This window comes from Roseateles sp., assembly GCF_039595595.1.
GTDB lineage: Bacteria > Pseudomonadota > Gammaproteobacteria > Burkholderiales > Burkholderiaceae_C > Roseateles.
Genome location: NZ_JBCNLG010000003.1, coordinates 84,740 through 105,311, shown reverse-complemented (window position 1 = coordinate 105,311; position 20,572 = coordinate 84,740). Strand labels below are relative to the sequence as shown.

General features: G+C 69.7%; 20 protein-coding genes. 13 read left to right on the top strand and 7 right to left on the bottom strand.

What is annotated here, in order from left to right; translation table 11 throughout:
• Nucleotides 1–15: 15 nt before the first annotated feature.
• The 4 genes from ABDW61_RS05670 to ABDW61_RS05655 all read right to left on the bottom strand — a co-directional run bounded on the left by ABDW61_RS05670 (nucleotide 16) and on the right by ABDW61_RS05655 (nucleotide 5,399).
• The gene (locus ABDW61_RS05670) at nucleotides 16–681 is read right to left on the bottom strand and encodes a response regulator transcription factor (RefSeq protein ID WP_343637095.1); all 666 of its coding nucleotides are present in this window, start codon (nucleotides 679–681) and stop codon (nucleotides 16–18) included.
• Between the two features lie 106 nt (nucleotides 682–787).
• Complete coding sequence (locus ABDW61_RS05665) at nucleotides 788–1,942, bottom strand: HlyD family efflux transporter periplasmic adaptor subunit (protein WP_343637093.1); 1,155 nt, start codon at nucleotides 1,940–1,942, stop codon at nucleotides 788–790.
• A 43-nt stretch (nucleotides 1,943–1,985) separates the two neighbouring features.
• Nucleotides 1,986–4,178, bottom strand: coding sequence for an ATP-binding cassette domain-containing protein (locus ABDW61_RS05660; RefSeq protein WP_343637091.1), 2,193 nt, complete (start codon nucleotides 4,176–4,178; stop codon nucleotides 1,986–1,988).
• A gap of 84 nt (nucleotides 4,179–4,262) precedes the next feature.
• The gene (locus ABDW61_RS05655; protein ID WP_343637089.1) at nucleotides 4,263–5,399 is read right to left on the bottom strand and encodes a TolC family protein; all 1,137 of its coding nucleotides are present in this window, start codon (nucleotides 5,397–5,399) and stop codon (nucleotides 4,263–4,265) included.
• A gap of 394 nt (nucleotides 5,400–5,793) precedes the next feature.
• Here ABDW61_RS05655 and ABDW61_RS05650 point away from each other — a divergent pair, with 394 nt between their 5' ends.
• Nucleotides 5,794–6,144, top strand: coding sequence for a four-helix bundle copper-binding protein (locus tag ABDW61_RS05650; RefSeq protein ID WP_343637087.1), 351 nt, complete (start codon nucleotides 5,794–5,796; stop codon nucleotides 6,142–6,144).
• A gap of 185 nt (nucleotides 6,145–6,329) precedes the next feature.
• Here the strand turns inward: ABDW61_RS05650 and ABDW61_RS05645 are convergent, their stop codons facing one another.
• Entirely contained in the window at nucleotides 6,330–6,560 is a 231-nt protein-coding gene (locus tag ABDW61_RS05645; RefSeq protein ID WP_343637085.1) for a DUF2789 domain-containing protein, read from the bottom strand.
• Nucleotides 6,561–6,774: 214 nt separating this feature from the next.
• On the opposite strand from ABDW61_RS05645, the gene ABDW61_RS05640 reads away from it, so the two are divergent.
• From ABDW61_RS05640 to ABDW61_RS05625, 4 genes are all read left to right on the top strand, one after another.
• Nucleotides 6,775–7,443: an MEDS domain-containing protein gene (locus tag ABDW61_RS05640; protein WP_343637083.1), complete on the top strand. Its 669-nt coding sequence runs from the start codon at nucleotides 6,775–6,777 to the stop codon at nucleotides 7,441–7,443.
• A gap of 5 nt (nucleotides 7,444–7,448) precedes the next feature.
• Nucleotides 7,449–9,053, top strand: coding sequence for an ATP-binding protein (locus ABDW61_RS05635; protein WP_343637081.1), 1,605 nt, complete (start codon nucleotides 7,449–7,451; stop codon nucleotides 9,051–9,053).
• Nucleotides 9,054–9,121: 68 nt separating this feature from the next.
• Nucleotides 9,122–9,985, top strand: a complete 864-nt coding sequence (locus ABDW61_RS05630; protein ID WP_343637079.1) for a response regulator transcription factor — start codon at nucleotides 9,122–9,124, stop codon at nucleotides 9,983–9,985.
• A gap of 8 nt (nucleotides 9,986–9,993) precedes the next feature.
• Nucleotides 9,994–12,081: a GAF domain-containing protein gene (locus ABDW61_RS05625; protein WP_343637077.1), complete on the top strand. Its 2,088-nt coding sequence runs from the start codon at nucleotides 9,994–9,996 to the stop codon at nucleotides 12,079–12,081.
• A 7-nt stretch (nucleotides 12,082–12,088) separates the two neighbouring features.
• Here ABDW61_RS05625 and ABDW61_RS05620 read toward each other — a convergent pair whose 3' ends face one another.
• Complete coding sequence (locus tag ABDW61_RS05620) at nucleotides 12,089–13,009, bottom strand: helix-turn-helix domain-containing protein (RefSeq protein WP_343637075.1); 921 nt, start codon at nucleotides 13,007–13,009, stop codon at nucleotides 12,089–12,091.
• 292 nt (nucleotides 13,010–13,301) lie between these two features.
• Here ABDW61_RS05620 and ABDW61_RS05615 point away from each other — a divergent pair, with 292 nt between their 5' ends.
• Nucleotides 13,302–13,787: a hypothetical protein gene (locus ABDW61_RS05615; RefSeq protein WP_343637073.1), complete on the top strand. Its 486-nt coding sequence runs from the start codon at nucleotides 13,302–13,304 to the stop codon at nucleotides 13,785–13,787.
• A gap of 33 nt (nucleotides 13,788–13,820) precedes the next feature.
• Here ABDW61_RS05615 and ABDW61_RS05610 read toward each other — a convergent pair whose 3' ends face one another.
• Nucleotides 13,821–14,414 (bottom strand): DUF4142 domain-containing protein, encoded by a 594-nt coding sequence (locus ABDW61_RS05610; RefSeq protein ID WP_343637071.1) that lies wholly within the window; start codon nucleotides 14,412–14,414, stop codon nucleotides 13,821–13,823.
• A 252-nt stretch (nucleotides 14,415–14,666) separates the two neighbouring features.
• On the opposite strand from ABDW61_RS05610, the gene tssA reads away from it, so the two are divergent.
• The 7 genes from tssA (at nucleotide 14,667) to tssE (ending at nucleotide 20,572) form a co-directional block, all read left to right on the top strand.
• A complete protein-coding gene (gene tssA, locus ABDW61_RS05605) occupies nucleotides 14,667–15,692 on the top strand; it encodes a type VI secretion system protein TssA (RefSeq protein WP_343637069.1) in 1,026 nt (341 codons plus the stop codon).
• 67 nt (nucleotides 15,693–15,759) lie between these two features.
• Nucleotides 15,760–16,269, top strand: a complete 510-nt coding sequence (gene tssB, locus ABDW61_RS05600) for a type VI secretion system contractile sheath small subunit (protein WP_343637067.1) — start codon at nucleotides 15,760–15,762, stop codon at nucleotides 16,267–16,269.
• 54 nt (nucleotides 16,270–16,323) lie between these two features.
• A complete protein-coding gene (tssC, locus tag ABDW61_RS05595; RefSeq protein ID WP_343637065.1) occupies nucleotides 16,324–17,823 on the top strand; it encodes a type VI secretion system contractile sheath large subunit in 1,500 nt (499 codons plus the stop codon).
• Nucleotides 17,824–18,027: 204 nt separating this feature from the next.
• Nucleotides 18,028–18,507: a type VI secretion system tube protein Hcp gene (locus ABDW61_RS05590; protein ID WP_343637063.1), complete on the top strand. Its 480-nt coding sequence runs from the start codon at nucleotides 18,028–18,030 to the stop codon at nucleotides 18,505–18,507.
• A 168-nt stretch (nucleotides 18,508–18,675) separates the two neighbouring features.
• On the top strand, nucleotides 18,676–19,173 hold the full coding sequence (locus tag ABDW61_RS05585; RefSeq protein ID WP_343637061.1) for a type VI secretion system tube protein Hcp: 498 nt from the start codon (nucleotides 18,676–18,678) through the stop codon (nucleotides 19,171–19,173).
• 36 nt (nucleotides 19,174–19,209) lie between these two features.
• On the top strand, nucleotides 19,210–20,013 hold the full coding sequence (locus tag ABDW61_RS05580) for a type VI secretion system accessory protein TagJ (RefSeq protein ID WP_343637059.1): 804 nt from the start codon (nucleotides 19,210–19,212) through the stop codon (nucleotides 20,011–20,013).
• 64 nt (nucleotides 20,014–20,077) lie between these two features.
• Complete coding sequence (gene tssE, locus ABDW61_RS05575; RefSeq protein WP_343637057.1) at nucleotides 20,078–20,572, top strand: type VI secretion system baseplate subunit TssE; 495 nt, start codon at nucleotides 20,078–20,080, stop codon at nucleotides 20,570–20,572.

Genomic DNA, 20,572 nt, shown 5'->3' with positions numbered 1-20,572 from the left:
CTGGTGCCGCGGCGGTCAGTCGTCGACCAGGCCGTGCATGCGCGCGACGCTGGTCGCCATGGCGCGCGAATTGACGTTGAGCTTGCGATAGATCGAGCGCAGATGCTGATTCACCGTGAAGCGCGAGATCGAGAGCCGGTTGCCGATGTCCACGATCGGCAGACCTTCGATCAGCAGATTCAGCACGCTCCATTCCCGCTGGCCCAGGCCGAGCTCCTTGAGCTTCTGCGCCTTGTCGACCTTGGGCTTCACGCCGGTCTCCAGACTCTCCAGCTTGTCCAGCACCAGCCGGGACACCGCCGGGCTGAGCGGCGCGTGGCCGTTGTGGGTGGCGATGATCTTGTCGATCAGGCTGGGCTGGATCTCCTCCTTCAGCAGGTAGCCGGAGGCGCCGGAGCGCAGGCTGCGCATCACGTGCTTGGCGTCGCCGAAGGTGCTGATGACGATGCTGTGGGCATCGCTGCACTTCTCCTTGATCAGCTTGATCAGGTCGATGCCGTCGACGTCGGGCAGGCCCAGGTCGACCAGGTAGATGTCGGCGCGGTTGGCGAGGATCGCCGAGACGGACTCGCCGCGATTGCGGCCGATGCCCACGATCTGGCAGGCGCTGCTCGCGGACACGACGTCGATCAGTCGCTGCAGGACGGTGGCGTCGTCTTCGATGATGGTGACGGTGATCATGTGGGGTTCCCCTGAGGTTCCGAGTTGTTGTCGGTGATGCCGGAAGAAAGTGGATTGACGAGAAGTGAGTGGCGATCCTGTCGACCTTGTGCGGGCGGCGCGGCGATCAGCGCTCGCCCAGCGATTCCGACACGGTCTTCTTGACGGGCTTGAGCAGATAGTCCAGCACCGTGTGTCGCCCGGTGATGATCTCGGCGGTGGCGGTCATCCCGGGCTGCAGCACGATCTGGTCGGCCTTTTCGCCCTTGAAGCGCTTGCCGCTGATGCGGATGTGGGTGCGGTAGTACGGCTGTTCGCCCTGGGGTGTGCGCTCGGTCAGCGCATCCGAACTGACGTAGCTGACCACCCCGTCGAGCGCGCCATAGATGCTGTAGTCGAACGCGTCGAGCTTGATCGCCGCGAGCATGCCCGGGCGCACGAAACCGATGTCCGCCGCGCGCAGCCGGGCTTCGATGATCAGGTCGTCGCCGGTGGGCAGCAGTTGCATGATCTCGTCGCCGGCGCGCAGCACCGCGCCCTGGGTCGTTTGCGTGATCAGATTGACGACGCCGTCGACCGGCGCGCGCAACTGCGTGTGCTCGAGGCTGCCCCGGCGGTCGTTGAGCATCTGCTGGACGCTGGCCAGGTCCTCTTCGGTCTTGGCGAGTTCCGCCTGCGCGTCCTGCAGGAACTTGTTGCGCCGCAGGGTGACCTGGCCCGCCGTTTCGTTGGCAACGCGCTGGAGCCGCAGGAACTCCGCCGCGCTGATGTCGCCGGCCTGGTGGAGCGGTTCGTTGAGCTCGACTTCGCGGCGGGCCAGCTCGGCGGATTTGGTCAGCACCGACAGTTCTTCCTTCAGCGCGGTTTGCCGGCGCTCGTAAAGCCGGTGCTGCAGCTCGTTGAAAGCACCAGAGCCGGTGGGGCGATAGGGCGTCCCGAGCGTTTCGGCACGCAGCCGGGCCAGCGATGCATTGAGCGCCGCCGCCTTCTCGCTTGAATCCGCCAGCGCCGCGCTGGCCCTGGTGTTGTCCAGCTGAACCAGCAGATCCCCCTTGCGGACCGCGGCCCCCTCCCGCACGAACAGCTTCTCCACCACACCTCCGTCGGGCGTCTGGATGACTTGTGTGCGGGAGGATGCCATGACCTTGCCGCCAGCGCGAGTGACCTGTTCGATCTCGGCCTGCGAGGCCCACCACAGGCCGGCGCCCAGCGCCGCCACCGTGGCGATGACGGTCCACCGGATGCGCGACTGGCCGTCGCTCGGGATGTGCGTCTTCTTCATGGGAGTCTTCTGATGTCGGGAGTCATCGGGGCGGCGGCCGCGCTCAGGCGGCGGTCGCGGAGGGGTTGGAGACGGCCGCGGGAGCCGGACGGGCGTCGATCGCGGCCACAGGCGCCGGGCGCTGGGGCGCGGTGCGCCCTTGCAGATGCGCGACCACGGCGTCGCGGGGACCGTCGACCAGGACGCCCTGGGGAGACAGCACGATCACCCGCTCGACCAGCGCCAGCATCGAGAGCCGATGGGTGACCAGCAGCAGCGTCGCCTCGGGTTTGAGCAACTGCGTCATCAGGCGGACCGTGGCCTGTTCCAGGCCGTCGTCCATGCCGGAGGTCGGTTCGTCGAGCAGCCACACCGGCCGATCGGCGAGCACCAGGCGGGTCAGGGCCACCAGTTGCCGCTGGCCGCCGGACAGTCCGCGGCCGCCTTCGGCGAGCCGTCGATCCAGGCCCAGCGGGTGCTGGGCCACCATTGGCCACAGACCGGTCTTCTGGCAGGCCGCGACCAGTTGCTCATCGCCGACGTCGGGCAGGCCAAACATCAGGTTGTCGCGCAGCGTGCCCGAGAACAGCCAGGCATGCTGCGGACCATACGCCATCTGCGTCGAGCGCCATCCGGCGTGCAGCTGCTGCTGGTCCACACCATCGAGGTAGACCGTGCCGCGCGTCGGCTTGGACAGCCCGCAGGCCAGCGACAGCAGCGTCGTCTTGCCGGCGCCGACGGTGCCCAGGATGGCCACCTTCTCGCCGGGCGAGACGCGCAGATTGCCGATGCGCAGCGCTTCCTTCTGGCCGGGGTAGGTGAACTCGACGTCCTCGAAGCGCAGTTCCCCTCGCACGCGATCAGGGACGATGGGACGCTCGATGGCCTCGTTATCGACTTCCAGCTTGAAGATCGCGTCCAAGGCCTTCATCGAGGCGCGCGCGCTTCCCAGTTGCACCAGCAGCGGCGGGATCGAGGCCAGCGGTGAGAGCACGCGGCCGGAGAGGATCGAACACGCGACGATCGCGCCCTGCGTCAATTGCCCCTGGATCGCCAGCACCGCGCCCACGCAGATCAGCGAGATGTAGCTGGCCTGCTGCAGCGCGGCGGCGATGTAGGCCGTGGTGTCGCTTTCGTGCTTGAGGGACAGGCTCTGCGCGGCGTTCACTTCGCAGAGCGAGGACCAGCGCGCTTCGAAGCGCCAGGCGGCGCCCAGGCCCTTGATGGCCTCGCCCCCTTCGATGGTCTCGACCAGCAGGCCGGTCTTGGCGTTGGCGCCGGACTGGCTGCTCGCGGTCAGTCGGGCGATGCGGCGGGCGCGCAGCAGGCCGGTCATCACGGTCACGGCGAACAGCACCAGCGCAGGCAGCGCCATCCAGGGCCCGCCGATCATCGCGATCACCAGCGCGAAGATCAGCGCCATCGGCATGTCGAACAGCAGGAACAGCGTGCTGGCCGAGAGGATCCCCCGGATCGATTCGAAGCTCTGCACCTGCGAGGCCAGGGTGCCGACCGATCCCGGACGCTGGTCGAGCCGGACCGCGTTCAGCCGCGCCATCAGCCGCTGGGAGATGCCGATGTCGAGCGCCTTCAGCCGGGGCTCGAGCAGGGAGGCGCGGGCGAGCTTGAGCAGGAACTCGATCAGTACCGCCAGCCCCACGCCCACGGTCAGCACCCACAGCGTCTGCAGACCCTGGTTGGGGATGACGCGGTCGTAGACCTGCATCGAGAAGAACGAGATCGCGATCCCGATGATCGAGAGCACCAGCGACAGGCCGGCCGCCTCCATGAAGATCGGCCACTGGCCGCGCACCTGCGACAGCATCATGGCCTGCGCGCTGCGGGCCGCGGCCGGATCGGCCTCTCCATCGGAGATCGCGTGCAGGCAGGGGGTGTGCTCCAGGACCAGCTCGCGTTTGACGCCGTCGCCGCCGACGCAGTGCCACAGGCCCTGGGCGGTACGCGAGATGACCACCTGCCAGCCATGTTCGCCGTGCTTGCACAGCAGTGGCAGCGCGGCCGGTTGCGGGGCCGGCAGCAGCACGAAGCGGGAGCGCGCATCGACGGCGCCGGCGAGATCGCGCGCGCTCGCGGCGTCGTCGCCGGTCAGCGCGAGCAGGGCCAGGCGCTGACGCACCCCGTCCAGCGGCACCGGGCGCCCCTTGAGACGCAGCCAGTGCGTGAGGCAGGCGGCCAGCGCCTCGTGCGGGTGCCCGGCGTCGGTCGACGGGCGCGGCTTGAAGGGATTCCAGGACATGACTGCCTCGTGGGAAGGTGGGCGAAAGATGCGGTGCGGGGAGGGCAGGGAAGGCGGAGAAGGCTTGGCGGCGGGCGCGGGCCGTCAATCGCCGGACGGCGCGCCGTCGAGGAGCAGGGTCAGCCGGTAGAGGCCGGCGCGTTCGTCGACGCCCGCGTCGCGTTGCGACTGGCGCGTGGCGTGAGCCTCGCGAACCATGTTCAGCAGGTCGAGCCAGGGGCGCTTGCCCGCGTCGAACTGGCGGCGGTACGACGCCAGCACTTCGTCGCTGGTCGCCGCGGTGAGTGCCGCGTTGCGCAGCGAGGAGACCGCAGCGGCGTAGCGCGTGTACTCGAGCTGGTAGTTGCTGATCTGGTCCTGCTCGGTCGCCGCGACGGCGGCTTCGGCGGCCGCGATGCGCGAGCGCGCGGCGTTCATGCCCGCAAGCCCGGCCAGGCCGCCTTGCAGGCTGGCCTGGAAGACCAGGCCCAGGCGTTGATCGCGATAGGCGCCGGATTGGTGGTCGAACCGGAGGCTGACCGTCGGCATGAGGGCGGCCTTGGCCTTGGCCAGTTCGTCGCGGGCGAGATCGACGTTGGCACGGGCCACGGTCATCTCCGGCGAGAGCTGGATGCGATCCAGCACCTGGGTCAGCGCGGGCGGCTCCGGCAGTTCGCCATCGAGCACCGTCCGCAGCGCGGGGCCGACCGGCCGGCGGGAAAGACGCTGGAGGCGATCGCGCTGGAGCGCCTCCTCCAGGGCCGCCTGCGCGACCTCGGCCTGCACGGCGCTGAGCCGGGAGGCGGCGAGCGCGGCGTCGGCGTGTGTCGCGACGCCGGCCTTGTAGCGGCGCTGGATCATGTCCAGCAGTTGCTGGTGGGCTTCGCGCAGCGCCTCGAGGCTGTCGGCGCGGCCACGCGCCTTGGCCCAGTCCGCCCAGGTCTGGACGATCTTCAGCTTCAGCTGCAGACGCGCAGCGAGCAGCTCCTGCTGGCTGCTGCGCAGCGTGGTGCGCGCGGCGTTCAGGTTGGCGGACAGCAACCCGCCGGTGTAGAGCGGCTGCTGGATGCGCAGGACGTTCACGTAGCGGTTCGTGCCGCTGGCCAGCTCGCGGGAGATGCTGGGGGAGGGGCCGAACTGCCATTTCGCCGCCGTGATCCCGTCCTCGGCCGCCGCAATGGCGGCGCGGGCGCGTTCAATCGAAGGATCTTCCGCGAGCGCGGTGGAAATGAAGTCGTCCATCGGCGCGCCCCAGCGGCCCGGGGCGGCATCGGAAGCCGCCGAATCGGCGGGCGGCGGGGGAAGGGGGGAATCGGCCCATGCGGGTGGGAAAACAAGCGCCAGCAGGGCAATCCCATACTGGGGGAGGGCGGTGGCCCGGATATTCGCGCGGGGCCGGGGAATATCGATGAAAGCGGTTGACAAGGGAAACTCGCTGGGCTGTTTTGCGAAGGCGCCCAGTTTCGTTTCGTGCCTGTTTTGCTCGCAATAGCATAAGTTTGCTAGCAATTCGGCGTGACCAGCGATTGATAACTGGTTTGTGTGATTGGACTAGCAAAGATGTGTCAGTCGACCCGCGATCCGGGGCACGGCAGTTGCCGGATCGGCGCTTGTCCCCCCCTCACCAGGAGCTCCCATGACCACCCCATCCGAAGACCTCGAACCCTGTCTGAAGGCCTGTGCCGAAGCGCTGCTGGCCACGCGTCACTGCGCCAACGCCTGCATCCGGTCAGGGGACCGGATGCTCGAGCGTTGCGCCCTGCTGGATCTCGATTGCGCCGCGATCTGCGAAGCAACGATCAGCGCGCTCTCCCGCGAGTCGGAGCACCACGGCGACTTTTGCGCCCTGTGCGCCCACGTCTGCCGCGCATGCGCGGAAGAATGCGAAAAGCACCAGCATGCCCATTGCCGGCGTTGCGCCCAAGCCTGCCGGGCCTGCGCGCAGGCGTGCGCGCCCCATGCGGCGGAGCGGCACGCGCTGTCCTGATCGTCAAAAGGCCCAGGGGCGCAAGGCCCCTCGGCCCTCATTTCCCCACTCGAATTCGGCACCTTATTCCAGATATTCGGTACTTCGTCACTATTACGAGTGGGCCTCAGTCCAATATATTCAAATTCCGCTTCATCGGAATTCCCGCGCTCGCTCGAAGGGGAATCGCGGGTTTCCAAAACCGGTCAATGCAGGGCCAGATTGAGTTGATCGACCACTTCGGCCCAATCGGCGTCGTCCAGCAGCATGTCGCGCAGCGCCTTGGCCTGCGCCGGTGTCCAGAACGGCGCCTCCTGCACCCTCACGTCGCCAGGCAGCGGGCGGTGATCCTCGATGAATGCGCGGATGTCCGCCTCACCGGCGGGCAGGCCCAGTTGCTCGAACAGCGCCGAGAACGGGTGGACGACGGGTTCCATGGCTGTGCTCCTCGGAAAATGGGAAGACCCCTGCCCAGGCAATCGGCTGGCCGGAGTGGGCGATGTGGGCGATGAGCGCATGATTCGGTCGCATAACGTACACCCGCTTCACGGCTAACATCAAGCACTCAACCCATAAGAGCCAGTGGACTGGTCGAATCAACTCGGGTCGGAGGACATCCGCAGGCAGGACCGCGGGTGTTGTGAGAGAGCAGTGACGTTCGCAACCCATTTCCACATTTGCGCCTTCTTCGACAGCCGGGAGGAGGCCTCCCAAGTGCTGGCCCCGTTCTACCGGGAGGCGCAGCAGCGCGGCGAGCGCAACCTTCACCTGGTGTCGGACCCGCTGGACGCGCATCGCGCCTGCCTGACGGCGGCCGGCATCGACGTGGCCGGCTGTGAACACACCGGCCAGTTGAGCTTGCGGACGTGGCCGCCCGAGCCGGGCGGCATCGACGTCGACGGGCTGCTCCGCGCGATGGACGAAGCCACCGCGCGCGGCGGACAGGGCCTGGCCCGCCATGGGGCCGGCGGGTTCGAGGGACTGCGCGTGATGAGCCAGATGGGCTGGGCCGTCCAGCACGGCGGTGACCGGCTCGACCTGCTGGAATACGAGGCGCGCCTGAACGAGGTGCTGGACGCCAATCGCCGTCTGGCGATCTGCGTCTACGATCTGGCGCCGCTGGATGGCGCCACGATGATGGACCTGCTGCGGACGCATCCGCTCACGATGATCGGCGGCGTGCTGCGCGAGAATCCCTTCTTCACGCCGCCGGCCGAGATGCTGCGCGAGCTCTCCGCGCGCCGCGCCACCGGCCGGCGCCGGGGGCGGCCGGCACCGGCGGCGCTTCCAGTCCCGGCCCGGAGCCGGCGCGCCGAATGACGACGATGTCCCGTGAACGAGAACCCTCCGCCGCCGACCGGGCGCTGCGGGATCTGATGGGCCTGCTGGCACTGCCGGCGCTCTGGGTGGGGCGTGATGCCGCCACCGTGCTGCAGCTGACGACCGAGGCGGTCAACCGCATCGTCGGCACGGCGGTCTGCCTGGTGCACGCGCCGCTGGTGCCCGATGCGCCGCCAACAACGATGCTGCAGCTGGGCGGCGTGCGCGTCTCGCATGAGGCCTGGGCCGACTTCATCGACGCCTGCCGCCAGATGCCGGACACGGCGGAGATCGCGACCCCGCTCGAGTCCCCGCTCGGCACGCTGTGCGTGGTGAGGCTCTACCTGGGCCCGGCGGGGCGCGCGGGCAGCCTGTGGTTCGGCTCCTCGCGGCCCGACTTCCCGTCGGCCCACCAGAGCGCCTTCATGCGGGCGGCGGCGACGCTGGCGTCGACCGGGCTGCACGCGGCGCGGCTGGACCACGAACGCGAGAGAGCGGCCAGCGCCAAGGACGAATTCCTGGCGATGCTGGGTCATGAACTGCGCAATCCGCTCGCCCCGATCTCGACGGCGCTGCACCTGATCCGGCTGCAGACGGGCCAGCTGTCGCGCGAGCACGAGATCATCGAGCGCCAGGTCGGCCATCTGTCCAAGCTGGTCGACGACCTGCTCGACATCACCCGCATCACGCGCGGCAAGATCGAACTCGCGCGCGAGCCTGTCGACGTCCAGTTCCTGCTGACCGACGCGATCGAAGGCGTGAGCCCGCTGCTCGAGGAGCGCAACCATCTGCTGCGCGTGAGCTGCGACGTGGGGCCGGAGCTGCGGCTGGTCGGCGACCGGGCGCGGCTGCGGCAGGTGGTGGTGAACCTGCTCAGCAACGCCGCCAAGTACACCCCGACCAACGGCGAGATCCGCGTGGCCGCGCGGGCCGAGGGCGGCTCGCTGGTGATCGAGGTGCAGGACAACGGCGCGGGCATCGACGCGGCGATGCTGCCGCGGGTGTTCGAATTGTTCGAGCAGGGGTCGACGACCCTGGACCGGTCCAAGGGCGGGCTGGGCATCGGCCTGGCGATCGTCAAGCAGCTGGTCGAGATGCATCACGGCCAGGTGGCGGTGCAGAGCGCTGGGCCCGGCCTGGGCGCGACGTTCCGCGTGACGCTGCCGGCCGAGATCCACGTCATGCCGCCCGAGCCCGGGCCGGCCGCCGAGGCGCTGGACACCCTGCCGCCCGTGCAGGGGCGGGTGCTGGTGGTCGACGACAACCGCGACGCCGCCGAGACGCTGGGCATGGCGCTGCGCTACGCCGGCTACGACGTGGTCACGACCACCTTGCCGCAGGAGGCGCTGGACCGGCTGCAGGCCTCGCACTTCGACGCGGCGGTGCTGGACATCGGCATGCCGGTCATCGACGGCTACCAGCTCGCGGCGCTGATCCACCGCGAACTGGGCGACGCCGCGCCGCGGCTGATCGCGCTGACGGGCTATGGCCAGGCCTCGGATCGCGACAAGGCGCTGGGCAGCGGCTTTGACGAGCACATGGTCAAGCCGATCGATCTGGACCGCCTCACCCGGACCCTGGAGCGGCTGATCCGCGCCGATGCCGCGTGACGCGGGCGGATCGCGCCGGGCGTCAGCGGGGCAGACCGGCCCGGGCGGCCTCCTAGAATGCGGCCCCAATGACCACGCCCGGACCTTTCCCGCCCGCCGCTCCCGCCACGCCGGCCGCTCATGCCGCTCATGCCGCTCATGCCGCTGCGGCCCGCCTGCCGGCGCCGGCGCATGTGGCGATCCTCGATGACGAGCCGGACATCACCCAACTGCTGGCCGGCTATCTGGGCTCCCATGGTTTTCGCACGACGCAGCTGCATGACGGCCGGGCGCTGATGAGTCTGATGGCTGCCGATCCCCCCGACCTGGTGTTGCTGGACCTGGGCCTGCCCGGCGAGGACGGCTTCGTGATCGCGCGGCAACTGCGCGAGCACTGGCGCTGCGGCCTGGTGATCGTCACCGGCCGCGGCGACGCCGTGGACAAGGTCGTCGGCCTGGAGGTGGGCGCCGACGACTACGTGACCAAGCCTTTCGACCTGCGCGAACTGGTCGCGCGGGTGAAGGCCGTGCTGCGGCGTCTCGCGCCGGCGGCCGACGCGGCCTGCACGCCAGCGCCCGCCCCGGTGTCCGGCGGCGAGGCGGCCCAGGACCTTTCGGCGGGCCGCGAGCATCTGCACTTCGAAGGCTGGACCGTCGACGTGGCGGCGCGGCGCGTGACGGATCCGCAGGGCGAGGACGTCGCGCTGACCACCGGCGAGTTCGATCTGCTGCACGTGTTCCTGCTGCACCCCGGGCGCGTGCTGTCGAGAGACTTCCTGCTGGAACACACCCGCGGCCGCGAGTCCGGCCCCTTCGACCGCACGATCGACGTGCAGGTGGGCCGGCTGCGCCGCAAGCTCGGCGCCGACTCGGGCGAGGGCCTGTGGATCAAGTCGGTGCGCGGCGCCGGCTATCTGTTCGCCCCCCGCGTGACCGCCAGCCTGTCGCCCTGAGCCCCGCGATGAAGGACTGGCCGCCCGGCATCGATGAGCACGTGGTGTTCCGCGCGCTGTTCGCGGCGTCTCCGGATGGGCTGGTGCTCGTCGATGACGCGGGCCTGATCCAGCTCGCGAATCCGACGGCGCTGCAGCTGCTCGGGTACTCGCTGGACGAGATGGTGGGTTCGCCCGTGGAGATGCTGGTGCCCGACAGCATCCGGCCGCGCCACGCGGCCTATCGCCACGCCTACGAACACGCGCCGCGCGCGCGGCCGATGGGCGGCACCGCGACCGAGCTGGTCGCGCGCCGGCGCGACGGCACGGAAGTGATGGTGGAGATCGCGCTGAGCCCGCTGCAGCCGCTGGGGCTGCCCTACACGATGGCGTCGATCCGCAGCGTGGCCGAGTACCCGCGCGTGCGACAGGCGCTGCAGCGCGCCCGCTACAGCGAACATCTGGCCCAGCTGGGCCGCATCGCGGTCGACTCGCTGGACCCGCAGGCGGTGTTGCGGCAATTGCCTTCCATCGCCGCGCAGGCGCTGGAGGCCGACATGGCGGTGGTGTTCCTGCTCGAGCCGTCGCGGACGCTGCTGCGCGTGGCCGGCGGCGTCGGACTGCTCGAGGACGAGCAGCCCGGCGCCAGCGTACCGAACCGTCCCGCCACGCCGCAGGGCTATGTGCTGGCGCAGGGCCGGCCGGTGGTGGTCGAGGACTTCGCCGCGGAGCGCCGCTTCGAGGTGCCCGGCAGCTACCGCCGGGCGGGGCTGGTGTCCTCGCTGGCGGTGCCGCTGTCCGATCGCGGACGGCCGGTGGGCACGCTGGCGGTGCGCTCGCGCCAGCCCAAGCGCTTCGGCGAGGCCGAGGTGCGTTTCCTCGAGTCGGTCGCCAACCTGCTCGGCACCTGCCTGCAGCGCGCGCAGACGGAAGAGGCGCTCAACCATTCGCAACGGCTCGAGGCAGTCGGACAGCTGACCGGGGGGATCGCGCATGACTTCAACAACCTGCTGACCGTCATCCAGGGCAACCTGCAGGTGCTGGCGGACCTGCCGGCGGTGGCCGGCGACGGCTTGGCACCGCAGCTGGTGGCGGCGGCGACGCGCGCCTCGCGCCGCGGCGCGGAGCTGACCGGCAAGCTGCTGGCGTTTTCCAGGCGGCAGATGCTGCAGCCGGCCAGCGTCGACGTGGCGGCGATGATGCGCTCGCTGGCGGACATGCTGCGCCGCACGCTGGACCAGCGCATCCGCATCCGCATCGACGTCGCGCCGGATTGCCCCGATGTCCAGGCCGATCCGGCGCAGCTGGAGTCGGCGCTGCTGAACATCGCCATCAACGCGCGCGACGCCATGCCGGAAGGCGGTGAACTGGTGTTCGAGGCCGCGCCGCTGGCCGCGATGCCGCCGGAATTGCGCCGCGATCTGGAGGAGGACGAGGGCCTGGGCTCGAGTCCGGCGCGCTACGTGCGCATCGCCGTCTCGGACAGTGGATCGGGCATGCCGGAAGAGGTCAGGGAGCGCGCCTTCGAGCCCTTCTTCACGACCAAGCAGGCCGGGCGCGGCACGGGCCTGGGGTTGAGCACGGTGTATGGCTTCGCGCGTCAGTCGCGTGGGGCGATCGGCATCGACAGCGCGCCGGGGCGCGGAACGACCTTGACGCTGGTGCTGCCGCAGCCGCCCGTGACGTCGTCGCCATCGGCGGACGGCGACGGCACGGCCGAGGGCCAGGCGCTGGAGGGCCTTCGTGTCCTGCTGGTCGAGGACGACCCCGAGGTGCGCGCCGTCGCGCGGCGTTTCCTGGCTGACCTGCGCTGCCAGGTCGTCGCCTGCGTGAGCGGCGAGGAGGCCTTGCGGCACCTCGAGGAGGTGTCGGCCCGGCGCGAAGACCTGCCGCATCTGCTGCTGAGCGACATCGCGCTGGGCGCCGGCATGCGGGGCACGGAACTCGCGTCAAGCGTCCAGAAAAATTGGCCCGACATCGCGGTGCTGCTGATGTCGGGCTTTTCCGCTGAACTGCTCACCTCCGGCCCGGACGGCGCGCTGGGCTGGGACCTGCTTCCCAAGCCTTACGACCGGGCCACGCTGGCGCGGGCGATCGCGAAGCTGATGTCGCGCTGAGCGCGCCTCACTGCATCGGCGACGGGCCGCGGACCACCGAGCCGCCGATCACGAACTGCTCCAGGCTCTGCAGGCTGGGAATCGAGATCTGACGGCGGCCGCGCTCGCCGAAGCGGATCAGCTTCTCGCGGTTGAGCTTGGAGAGGCACCGGCTCACGGTCTCCAGCGTCATGCCCAGGTAGTTGCCCAGGTCGGCGCGGGTCATGCGCAGCGTCAGCTCGTCGGCGCGCAGGCCGCGCTGGTGCATGCTGCGGGCCCAGGCGCAGAGGAACTCCGCCACGCGCGCCAGCGAGGCCAGCGTGCAGACCGACATCAGCGATTGCCGCTCGTGGGTGATCTCGGTGCTCATGGCCTCGTGGACGATGGCCATCATCTCGGGATGGCGGGCGCAGGCGGCGGTCAGCGTGTCGTACGGAATGAGGGAGATGTTGCCCGTGTCCATCGCGACGGCGTCGCAGGGATGGCGGCCATGGGCGATGCCGCTGAAGCCGAGCCAGTCGCCGCGGAACTTCAGGCTCACGATCTGCTCGCGGCCATCCAGGCTGCGGCTCACCAGCTTGAAGGCGCCGGCATTGATCAGGTAGACGGTGGAGAAGGGCTGGGCGGCGCGGAAGATCATGTCGCCGGCGCGCACGACCTTGGCGGCCGGCTGGACGACGTCCCGGATGATGCGCATGACCTCGAGCATGCGCTGCTGCGGGTCCCGGGCCGAGAGCGGGGGGGCGCTGGACGCGGCCGGGAGCGGCACGCGGGTCAGGGGGCGGAGGTCGGGGACGATGAGGCCCGGAGCGACGGCGCGGGTGGCCAGGGCCGGGTCGTGGATCGAGGGGTTCGCCGGGGGGACGATCCGGGGGCGGGGAGCGGGGGCGTCGCGCCGGCGCTCGCGGGAGAGTTCGCTGGGGCGGTCGAGTTCGATGGCGCTTTGCATGAGGGTCTCGCGGGTTGAAAGGTTGGGAGGGATGCTAGGAAGCGGCCGAAACGGGAGCGCCAATCCTTGACATCGGTCGGAAACAGTCGGTGAACCCTTGGTGACGGTTCAGTAACGGGCGGTCGAGCTCCAGCAGGCCCGAGGCGATCGCGGCCCCGCGCCGGGTCCGCGTTGACATCGATCAACGCGCCCTTCCGCCAGGTGACTACGCTGCGCGACTCGCCCGTGGCGCGCCCTCCGCGCCTTCCGCCGGCGCCTCAGGCGCCTGTCCTCTGCTCCCCCGCGTCCGACCATGCCGCATTCCGATCCGCTGTTGCCGTCGCCGTCGATGTCCGTCCTGCCGCCGTCCAGGGCAGCCCTGCGCGCCGCCGCCGAGGAACTCCGGCAGGCGGCGCAGCGCGGCGCCCCGCGGCAGCCGCTGGCGGGCTTGCGGGTCGGGCTGGTGTGCGGGGATGCGGAGGCGGAACTGGCCGCGCGATTCAAGGCCGCGGCACAGGGGCTGGGCGCTCAGGTGACGCTGCTGGATCCTGCGCGGACCTTGGGCGAGGGCGCCGGCGTCGAACCGGTGGCGCGGATGCTGGGGCGGCTTTACGGCGCCGTCGCCTGTCTCGGCCTGCAGGGCGCGATGGCGCAGCGCCTGACGATGGCCGCGGCGGTGCCGGTGGTGGACGTGGAGACCGTGTTCGCGCCTCTGGATCAAGACGGGGGCGAAGACGGCGGCGGCGCCGAGCAGCGCCGCTGGGCCGCGCAGGCGGCGGTGCTCGCCGCGCTGGGCTGAACGGGCCGCGAGCGCGGCCCCGCCATCACGGCCTCACTTCTTCTTGTCGGCCGCCTTGGTGGTCTTCTCGAGCGCCTGCGCCTCTTGCAAATGATGCTGCAACGTCGGCAGCGTCTTGGCGGCCCAGGCCTTGACCTCGGGGTCCTTGGCATCCCTGGACGCCTTCTCGAACAACTTGACCGCGTCCTTGTGGGCGCTGACCTGGTTCTCGGCGTAATGGTGGTCGAAGCTGGTGCCGTCGCGCTGCTCCAGGATCTTGGCCTTGCCCTTCTGCACCATCGACGCGTCGGCGGGCAGCTTCACGTCCTTGGACGCGGCCAGCGTTTCCAGCTCGGAAGCGGCCTTCTTGTGGTCGTCGAGCATCTTCTGGGCAAAGCTCTTCACGTCCGCGCTGACACCTTTTTGCAGGGCGAGGTTGGCGGCGTTGATCTCCGCGTGGCCGGCCTCGGCGGCGTCCTTCATGAAGCTGCTGTCGGCATGGGCGGTGCGGGCGCCGGAGGCCGGCGTGGCGGAGGGCATCGTGGATTGCGCGAAGGCGGCGCTGGCGGCCAGGGCGCCGCCACAGGCGACGGCGATCGCGGCGAACACGGGCAGCGCGCCGCGGCGCGGGGAAACATGGCGAGTCATGAGGGGGCTCTCCGTGAAGTGACGATGCCAGATGCTCAGCAATCGAGGTTCCCAGCCCTCGTCCGCGCGAGAGCGGCGCGGTAGATCGCTGCTTCCCCAGGCGCCGCGTCGCCCGATGGCGGCGCTGAAACATCTTGTTAATGTTTCTGATGGCCGCGTTCAGGGGGGAGCAAAGTGACTTTCGACCACTGTGCGCCGTAACAGCTGTCAATAGAGTGCACGGCATGCAATTGTTCCGCTGCCTCCGACGCGATGGCTGACCTCGACCTCGACGCGCTGCTTGCTCCCCTGCAGGACGACGCCCCCTGTGGCGCCGACCTGGAGTACGACCCTGCCTTCCTCGCGCTGGAAGCCGCGGGGGCGGGCAAGCCCGAGCAGCAGTACGGCGACACCGTCATCCCGGCCGAGGAGCCCGACTGGGGCGCCGTGCACGAGCAGGCCCTGGCGCTGGCCCGGCGCACCCGCGACCTGCGCGTGGCCGTGTGGCTGCTGCGCTCGGGCGCCCGGCTGCAGGGCTTTGGCGCGGCGCTGCAGGGCCTGGCCCTGATCCGCGGCCTGCTGGAGCAGCACTGGGCCCATGTGCATCCGCAGCTGGACGCCTCCGATCACGACGATCCGACGATGCGCCTGAACGCGCTGCAGCCGTTGGCCAGCGGCACGGCCGCGATCGCCGACCTGCGCGCCGCGAGCCTGACCGGCCAGCGCGGCGGCCCGCGGGTGCGCGACGTCGAACTGGCGCTGGGCAACGCCGATCCGATGGGCGATGAATCCGTCCCGTCGCCCGAGGGCCTGATGGCCGGGCTGGCGGCGCAGGCCGCCAACGATCCCGCCTTCGCGACCCGCCTGCACGACGCGCTTCCTGCGGTGCAGGGCATCATCGCCGCCATCGAGACGCATCTGGGCGCCGGCCAGGCCCCCGACTTTTCCGCGCTGCTGCGCCTGTTCAAGCCGCTGGCGGCCGCCGCCGGCCAGCTGACGGGGCAGGGCGCCGACGCGACGCCGGCCGGCGACGGTGCCGCTTCCGCGCCCGTGCAGGCCGGCGGCGCGGTGACCGTGGCGGTGTCCGCGCCCGGCACCATCGCCAGCCGCGACGACGCGGTCCGCGCGCTGCAGCGCGTGTGCGAATGGATCGAGCGTCACGAGCCCAGCAATCCCGCGCCGCTGCTGATCCGCCGCGCGCAGCGGCTGATGAGCAAGTCCTTCCTGGAAATCATGCGCGACCTGAATCCGGACGGCGTGCATGAGATCGAGAAGCTCGCCGGCACGCCGAGCGAGTGATCCGCATCGTCCGCATTTCATCCACGGTTTCGACCCTTCACCCGATCCACGCTTCAAGGAGCACCCCATGGCCACCAGCAGCCAGAAGTTCATCGCCAGGAATCGCGCCCCGCGCGTGCAGATCGAGTACGACGTCGAGCTGTACGGCGCCGAGAAGAAGGTCCAGCTGCCCTTCGTGATGGGCGTGCTGTCGGACCTGTCGGGCAAGCCGGCCGATCCGCTGCCGCCGGTCTCTGACCGCAAGTTCCTGGACTTCGACGTCGACAACTTCGACGCCCGCATGAAGGCGATGAAGCCGCGCGTCTCGTTCGCCGTGCCCAACACGCTGACCGGCGAGGGCAACCTGATGGTGGACCTGACCTTCGAGTCGATGGACGACTTCTCGCCCGCCGCCGTGGCGCGCAAGGTCGACGGCCTGAAGCAGCTGCTCGAGGCGCGCCAGCAACTGGCCAACCTGATCACCTACATGGATGGCAAGGCCGGCGCCGAACAGCTGATCGCCAAGGTGGTCAAGGACGAGGCGCTGCTCAAGTCCCTGGCCTCGGCCCAGAAGCCCGCCGACGAGGGCGCGCAGTAAGCGCGGCCCGGACCCCTTTCAGAACCCCTAGCCGGACCCCACGGAGCACGCACCATGGCCGATGAGACCCTCGCACAAGCCTCGCCATCGCTACAGGGCATCGAGTACGAAGGCGGCGAGTTCGCCTCGCTGCTGAACAAGGAATTCAAGCCCAAGACCGACGAGGCCAAGTCCGCCGTCGAGCAGGCGGTGCTGACGCTGGCGCAGCAGGCGCTGTCGCAGACCCAGCTGATCGGCAGCGACGTCATCGTCTCGATCGAGGCCATGATCGCCGAGATCGACAAGAAGCTGTCGGAGCAGGTCAACGCGATCCTGCACCACGCCGAGTTCCAGCAGCTGGAGTCGGCCTGGCGCGGCCTGCATTACCTGGTCAACAACACCGAGACCGACGAGCAGCTCAAGATCCGCGTGATGAGCATCTCGAAGAACGACCTGGGCAAGACGCTCAAGCGCTACAAGGGCACGGCCTGGGACCAAAGCCCGATCTTCAAGCGCGTCTACGAAGAGGAATTCGGCCAGTTCGGCGGCGAGCCCTTCGGCTGCATCGTCGGCGACTACTACTTCGACCACAGCCCGCCGGACGTCGAGCTGCTGGGCGAGATCGCCAAGGTCTCGGCCGCCGCCCACTCCCCGTTCATCGCGGCGGCGAATCCATCGCTGATGCAGATGGGCTCGTGGCAGGAACTCGCCAACCCGCGCGACCTGACCAAGATCTTCAGCACGCCCGAATACGCCGCCTGGAAGTCGCTGCGCGAATCCGACGACGCGCGCTACATCGGCCTGGCCATGCCGCGCTTCCTGGCGCGCCTGCCCTACGGCGCGAAGACCAACCCGGTCGAGGAGTTCAACTTCGAGGAAGAGACCGGCGGCGGCGAGCATGCCAAGTACACGTGGGCCAACTCGGCCTACGCGATGGCGACCAACATCAACCGCTCGTTCAAGAACTACGGCTGGTGCACCCGCATCCGCGGCGTGGAGGCGGGCGGCGCGGTCGAGGGCCTGCCGGCCCACACCTTCCCGACCGACGAGGGCGGCGTGGCCATGAAGTGCCCGACCGAGATCGCCATCAGCGACCGCCGCGAGGCCGAGCTGGCCAAGAACGGCTTCATGCCGCTGGTGCACCGCAAGAACTCGGACTTCGCCGCGTTCATCGGCGCGCAGTCGCTGCAGAAGCCCGCCGAGTACGACGATCCGGACGCCACCGCCAACGCCAACCTGGCCGCGCGGCTGCCCTACCTGTTCGCCTGCAACCGTTTCGCCCATTACCTGAAGTGCATCGTGCGCGACAAGGTGGGCTCCTTCAAGGAGCGCGGCGACATGGAGAAGTGGCTGAACAAGTGGATCATGAACTACGTCGACGGCGATCCGGCGAACTCGTCGGAGACGACGAAGTCGCAGAAGCCGCTGGCCGCCGCGGAAGTCGTGGTCGAGGAGATCCCGGGCAACCCGGGCTACTACTCGTCGAAATTCTTCCTGCGTCCGCATTACCAGCTCGAGGGTCTGACCGTGTCGCTGCGGCTCGTGTCGACGCTGCCGTCGCAGAAGGGCAAGTGAGGCGCGGCCTGCCGCGTCCGAGGGGAATGAAGAAGAAATCGCGCGCGACGACGCGCGACGCGTCCAAGGGAGCGCTGTCGCAGGCGCCGTTCTGAGCTGTCGAGGCTTTAGCCATCCGGGCCTTCCGGTCCGATATCCCGGCTCCCGCAGGCCCACCCGGCCGGCGGAAGCTGTTTTCAAGAGTCCATCAAGGAGAAACCGATCATGACGATCGACGCCAATCTGAAGTTCGCCGGAGTCGAGGGCGAATCCACCCACAAGGACCACAAGGGCGAGATCGACCTGCTGGCCTGGTCGTGGGACGTGCGCCAGGAAAGCACCGCCAACGCCGGCACCGGTTCCGGCAAGGGCAAGGGCATCCCGGGCCAGTTCGTGTTCGCGCACTACTACGACAAGGCGTCCCCGGTGCTGGCCAAGGCCTGCGCCTCGGGCAAGCACTTCGACCAGGCCGTCCTGACCTGCCGCAAGGCCGGCGAAGGCCAACAGGACTTCCTGAAGGTCACGCTGAAGCAGGTGCTGGTGACCAATGTCGCCCCGTCCGCTTCCGCCGGTGGCGAGATCAGCGAGAGCGTGGCCCTGTCGTACGCGGACATCGAGTTCGAGTACAAGGCTCAAGACGCCAAGGGCGGCCTGGGCGGCGCGGTCAAGTTCGGCTGGAACGTGGCCACGACCGAGACTCGCTGAGTTGCTGCTGGATCGCGTGGCGGCCGGCCCTGGCCGGCGCCACCGATCCGCGGATCCCCGCGGCGCGCCGGCTTTCGGGCCGCGCGCCGCGCTCGGACAACGCATGACGGCGCGACACGCCGAGCAGTGCCTCGTGGCCGTCATCCGTTGTCCATGCCGGAGCGAAAGATGAATCCGTTGACCAGCGGCGCGAGCAGCGCCGACATGTACCTCGATCTGTCGCTCAAGCGGGCGGGCAAGGTCAAGGGCGAATCCACCGCGGCGGGCCACGCCAACGACCTCGTCGTGCGCGGCTTCAGCTGGGGCGTGGGCGCCGCCGGCGATGCCGTGGCGGGCCAGCAGACCGGCCGCCGCAGCTACCGCCAACTGACCATCACCAAGAACCTGGACAGCGGCAGCACCGCGCTGATGAGCGCCGTGGCGACCAACGACGAGGTCAAGAGCGCCAAGCTCTACCTGCGCAAGGCTGGTGGCGCGCAGGAGGACTACTTCTGCCTGACGCTGGAGAAGGCGCGCATCGCCTCGTATGACATCGAGGCCGACGAGCGCGGCGAGCCGCTGGAGCGCATCGCGATGAGCTTCCAGAAGGTCTCGGTCGAGTACCGGCCGCAGAGCGCCAAGGGCCAGATGGGCGGCTCGCACACCTTCGACGACGACCTCACCTGAGCGTCGGCGCGCGTTGAACACATTCGGGAGCGATCGATGAGCGCAGTGCAGGAACTGCTGGCGGCGGGCCGCCCGACCGAGGCATTGGCCGCGGCGCAGGCGCAGGTGCGCCAGCGTCCGCAGGACGCGAAGCTGCGCACGATGCTGTTCCAGCTGCTGGCGGTGACCGGCCAGTGGGCGCGGGCGGCGGCGCAGCTGGAGGTCTGCGGCGAGCTGGACGCGGGCACGCTGGCGATGGTGAACACCTATCGCGAGGCGCTCAAGTGCGAGCTGGTGCGCGAAGCCGTCTTCGAAGGCCGCACCACGCCGATGGTGATGGGCGAGCCGGCCGAGTGGGTCGCCAACCTGGTCCACGCGCTGAAGGTCGAGGCCGATGGCGATGCGGCTGGCGCGCGCCAACTGCGCCAGCAGGCGCTGGAGGCGGCGCCGGCGACGGCGGGCACGCTCGATGGCACGGCCTTCGAGTGGATCTGCGACGCCGACTCGCGGCTGGGCCCGGTGCTCGAGGCCGTGATCAACGGCCGCTACTGCTGGGTGCCGTTCTCCGCGCTGAAGGAGATCCACATCGAGCCGCCGACCGACCTGCGCGACCTGGTCTGGACCGCGGCGCACCTGGAGTTCCCCAATGGGGGCGCCTCGGTGGCGCTGATCCCGACGCGCTACCCGCGCAGCGTGGCCTTCGACGACGAGCGCGTCTGGCTGGCGCGCCGCACCGAATGGCAGCCGCTGCCGGGCTCGCAGGACGACCAGTACGCGGGCATCGGCCAGCGCGTGCTGATGACCGAGCAGGGCGAGACCAGCCTGCTCGACGCGCGGCTGATCGAGCTGCGTCAGCCATGATGCCGGCGCCGCGCGCTGGCGGCCGAGCGGCCGGCCGGGGCGCGCCGCCGCTCCCGCAACGCCCATGAGCCAGATCCATCGCGACCGTCTGCAACCGGCCCTGCTGGACCGGCTGACCGACGACGACCCCTATCACCGCGTCGAGGCCGAAGAGCGGCGCGTCATGTCCAAGTCGCAGCTGCGCCAGGCGGTGCTGCGCGACCTGGGTTGGCTGTTCAACGCGATCCAGCCGCTGGGCAAGGAGACCGAGGCCTATGCGCAGGTCGGCGACAGCGTGCTGAACTTCGGGTTGCCGGCACTGTCGGGCCAGCTCGCGTCGCGCGTGGACGTGCACTTGCTGGAGAAGCAGATCCGCCAGGCCATCCTGCGCTTCGAGCCGCGCATCCTGCCCGACTCGCTGCAGGTGCGGGCGGTGGAAACGCAGAGCGTCATGGACACCCACAACGTGATCGAGTTCGACATCCGTGGCCATCTGTGGTCGCAGCCGGTGCCGCTGGAGATCCTGCTGCGCACGCAGCTGGACCTCGAGGCCGGCCAGGTCGAAGTGCGCGAAGGCTGA

What these genes read in the sequence shown, in the direction of transcription:
- ABDW61_RS05650 (WP_343637087.1), top strand. Translation starts at nt 5,794, where the DNA reads ATGACCACCCCATCCGAAGACCTCGAACCCTGTCTGAAGGCCTGTGCC.
- ABDW61_RS05635 (WP_343637081.1), top strand. Translation starts at nt 7,449, where the DNA reads ATGTCCCGTGAACGAGAACCCTCCGCCGCCGACCGGGCGCTGCGGGAT.
- ABDW61_RS05660 (WP_343637091.1), bottom strand. Translation starts at nt 4,178, where the DNA reads ATGTCCTGGAATCCCTTCAAGCCGCGCCCGTCGACCGACGCCGGGCAC.
- tssC (WP_343637065.1), top strand. Translation starts at nt 16,324, where the DNA reads ATGGCCGATGAGACCCTCGCACAAGCCTCGCCATCGCTACAGGGCATC.
- ABDW61_RS05630 (WP_343637079.1), top strand. Translation starts at nt 9,122, where the DNA reads ATGACCACGCCCGGACCTTTCCCGCCCGCCGCTCCCGCCACGCCGGCC.
- ABDW61_RS05665 (WP_343637093.1), bottom strand. Translation starts at nt 1,942, where the DNA reads ATGAAGAAGACGCACATCCCGAGCGACGGCCAGTCGCGCATCCGGTGG.
- ABDW61_RS05610 (WP_343637071.1), bottom strand. Translation starts at nt 14,414, where the DNA reads ATGACTCGCCATGTTTCCCCGCGCCGCGGCGCGCTGCCCGTGTTCGCC.
- tssB (WP_343637067.1), top strand. Translation starts at nt 15,760, where the DNA reads ATGGCCACCAGCAGCCAGAAGTTCATCGCCAGGAATCGCGCCCCGCGC.
- ABDW61_RS05670 (WP_343637095.1), bottom strand. Translation starts at nt 681, where the DNA reads ATGATCACCGTCACCATCATCGAAGACGACGCCACCGTCCTGCAGCGA.
- tssA (WP_343637069.1), top strand. Translation starts at nt 14,667, where the DNA reads ATGGCTGACCTCGACCTCGACGCGCTGCTTGCTCCCCTGCAGGACGAC.
- ABDW61_RS05625 (WP_343637077.1), top strand. Translation starts at nt 9,994, where the DNA reads ATGAAGGACTGGCCGCCCGGCATCGATGAGCACGTGGTGTTCCGCGCG.
- ABDW61_RS05615 (WP_343637073.1), top strand. Translation starts at nt 13,302, where the DNA reads ATGCCGCATTCCGATCCGCTGTTGCCGTCGCCGTCGATGTCCGTCCTG.
- tssE (WP_343637057.1), top strand. Translation starts at nt 20,078, where the DNA reads ATGAGCCAGATCCATCGCGACCGTCTGCAACCGGCCCTGCTGGACCGG.
- ABDW61_RS05590 (WP_343637063.1), top strand. Translation starts at nt 18,028, where the DNA reads ATGACGATCGACGCCAATCTGAAGTTCGCCGGAGTCGAGGGCGAATCC.
- ABDW61_RS05620 (WP_343637075.1), bottom strand. Translation starts at nt 13,009, where the DNA reads ATGCAAAGCGCCATCGAACTCGACCGCCCCAGCGAACTCTCCCGCGAG.
- ABDW61_RS05645 (WP_343637085.1), bottom strand. Translation starts at nt 6,560, where the DNA reads ATGGAACCCGTCGTCCACCCGTTCTCGGCGCTGTTCGAGCAACTGGGC.
- ABDW61_RS05580 (WP_343637059.1), top strand. Translation starts at nt 19,210, where the DNA reads ATGAGCGCAGTGCAGGAACTGCTGGCGGCGGGCCGCCCGACCGAGGCA.
- ABDW61_RS05655 (WP_343637089.1), bottom strand. Translation starts at nt 5,399, where the DNA reads ATGGACGACTTCATTTCCACCGCGCTCGCGGAAGATCCTTCGATTGAA.
- ABDW61_RS05585 (WP_343637061.1), top strand. Translation starts at nt 18,676, where the DNA reads ATGAATCCGTTGACCAGCGGCGCGAGCAGCGCCGACATGTACCTCGAT.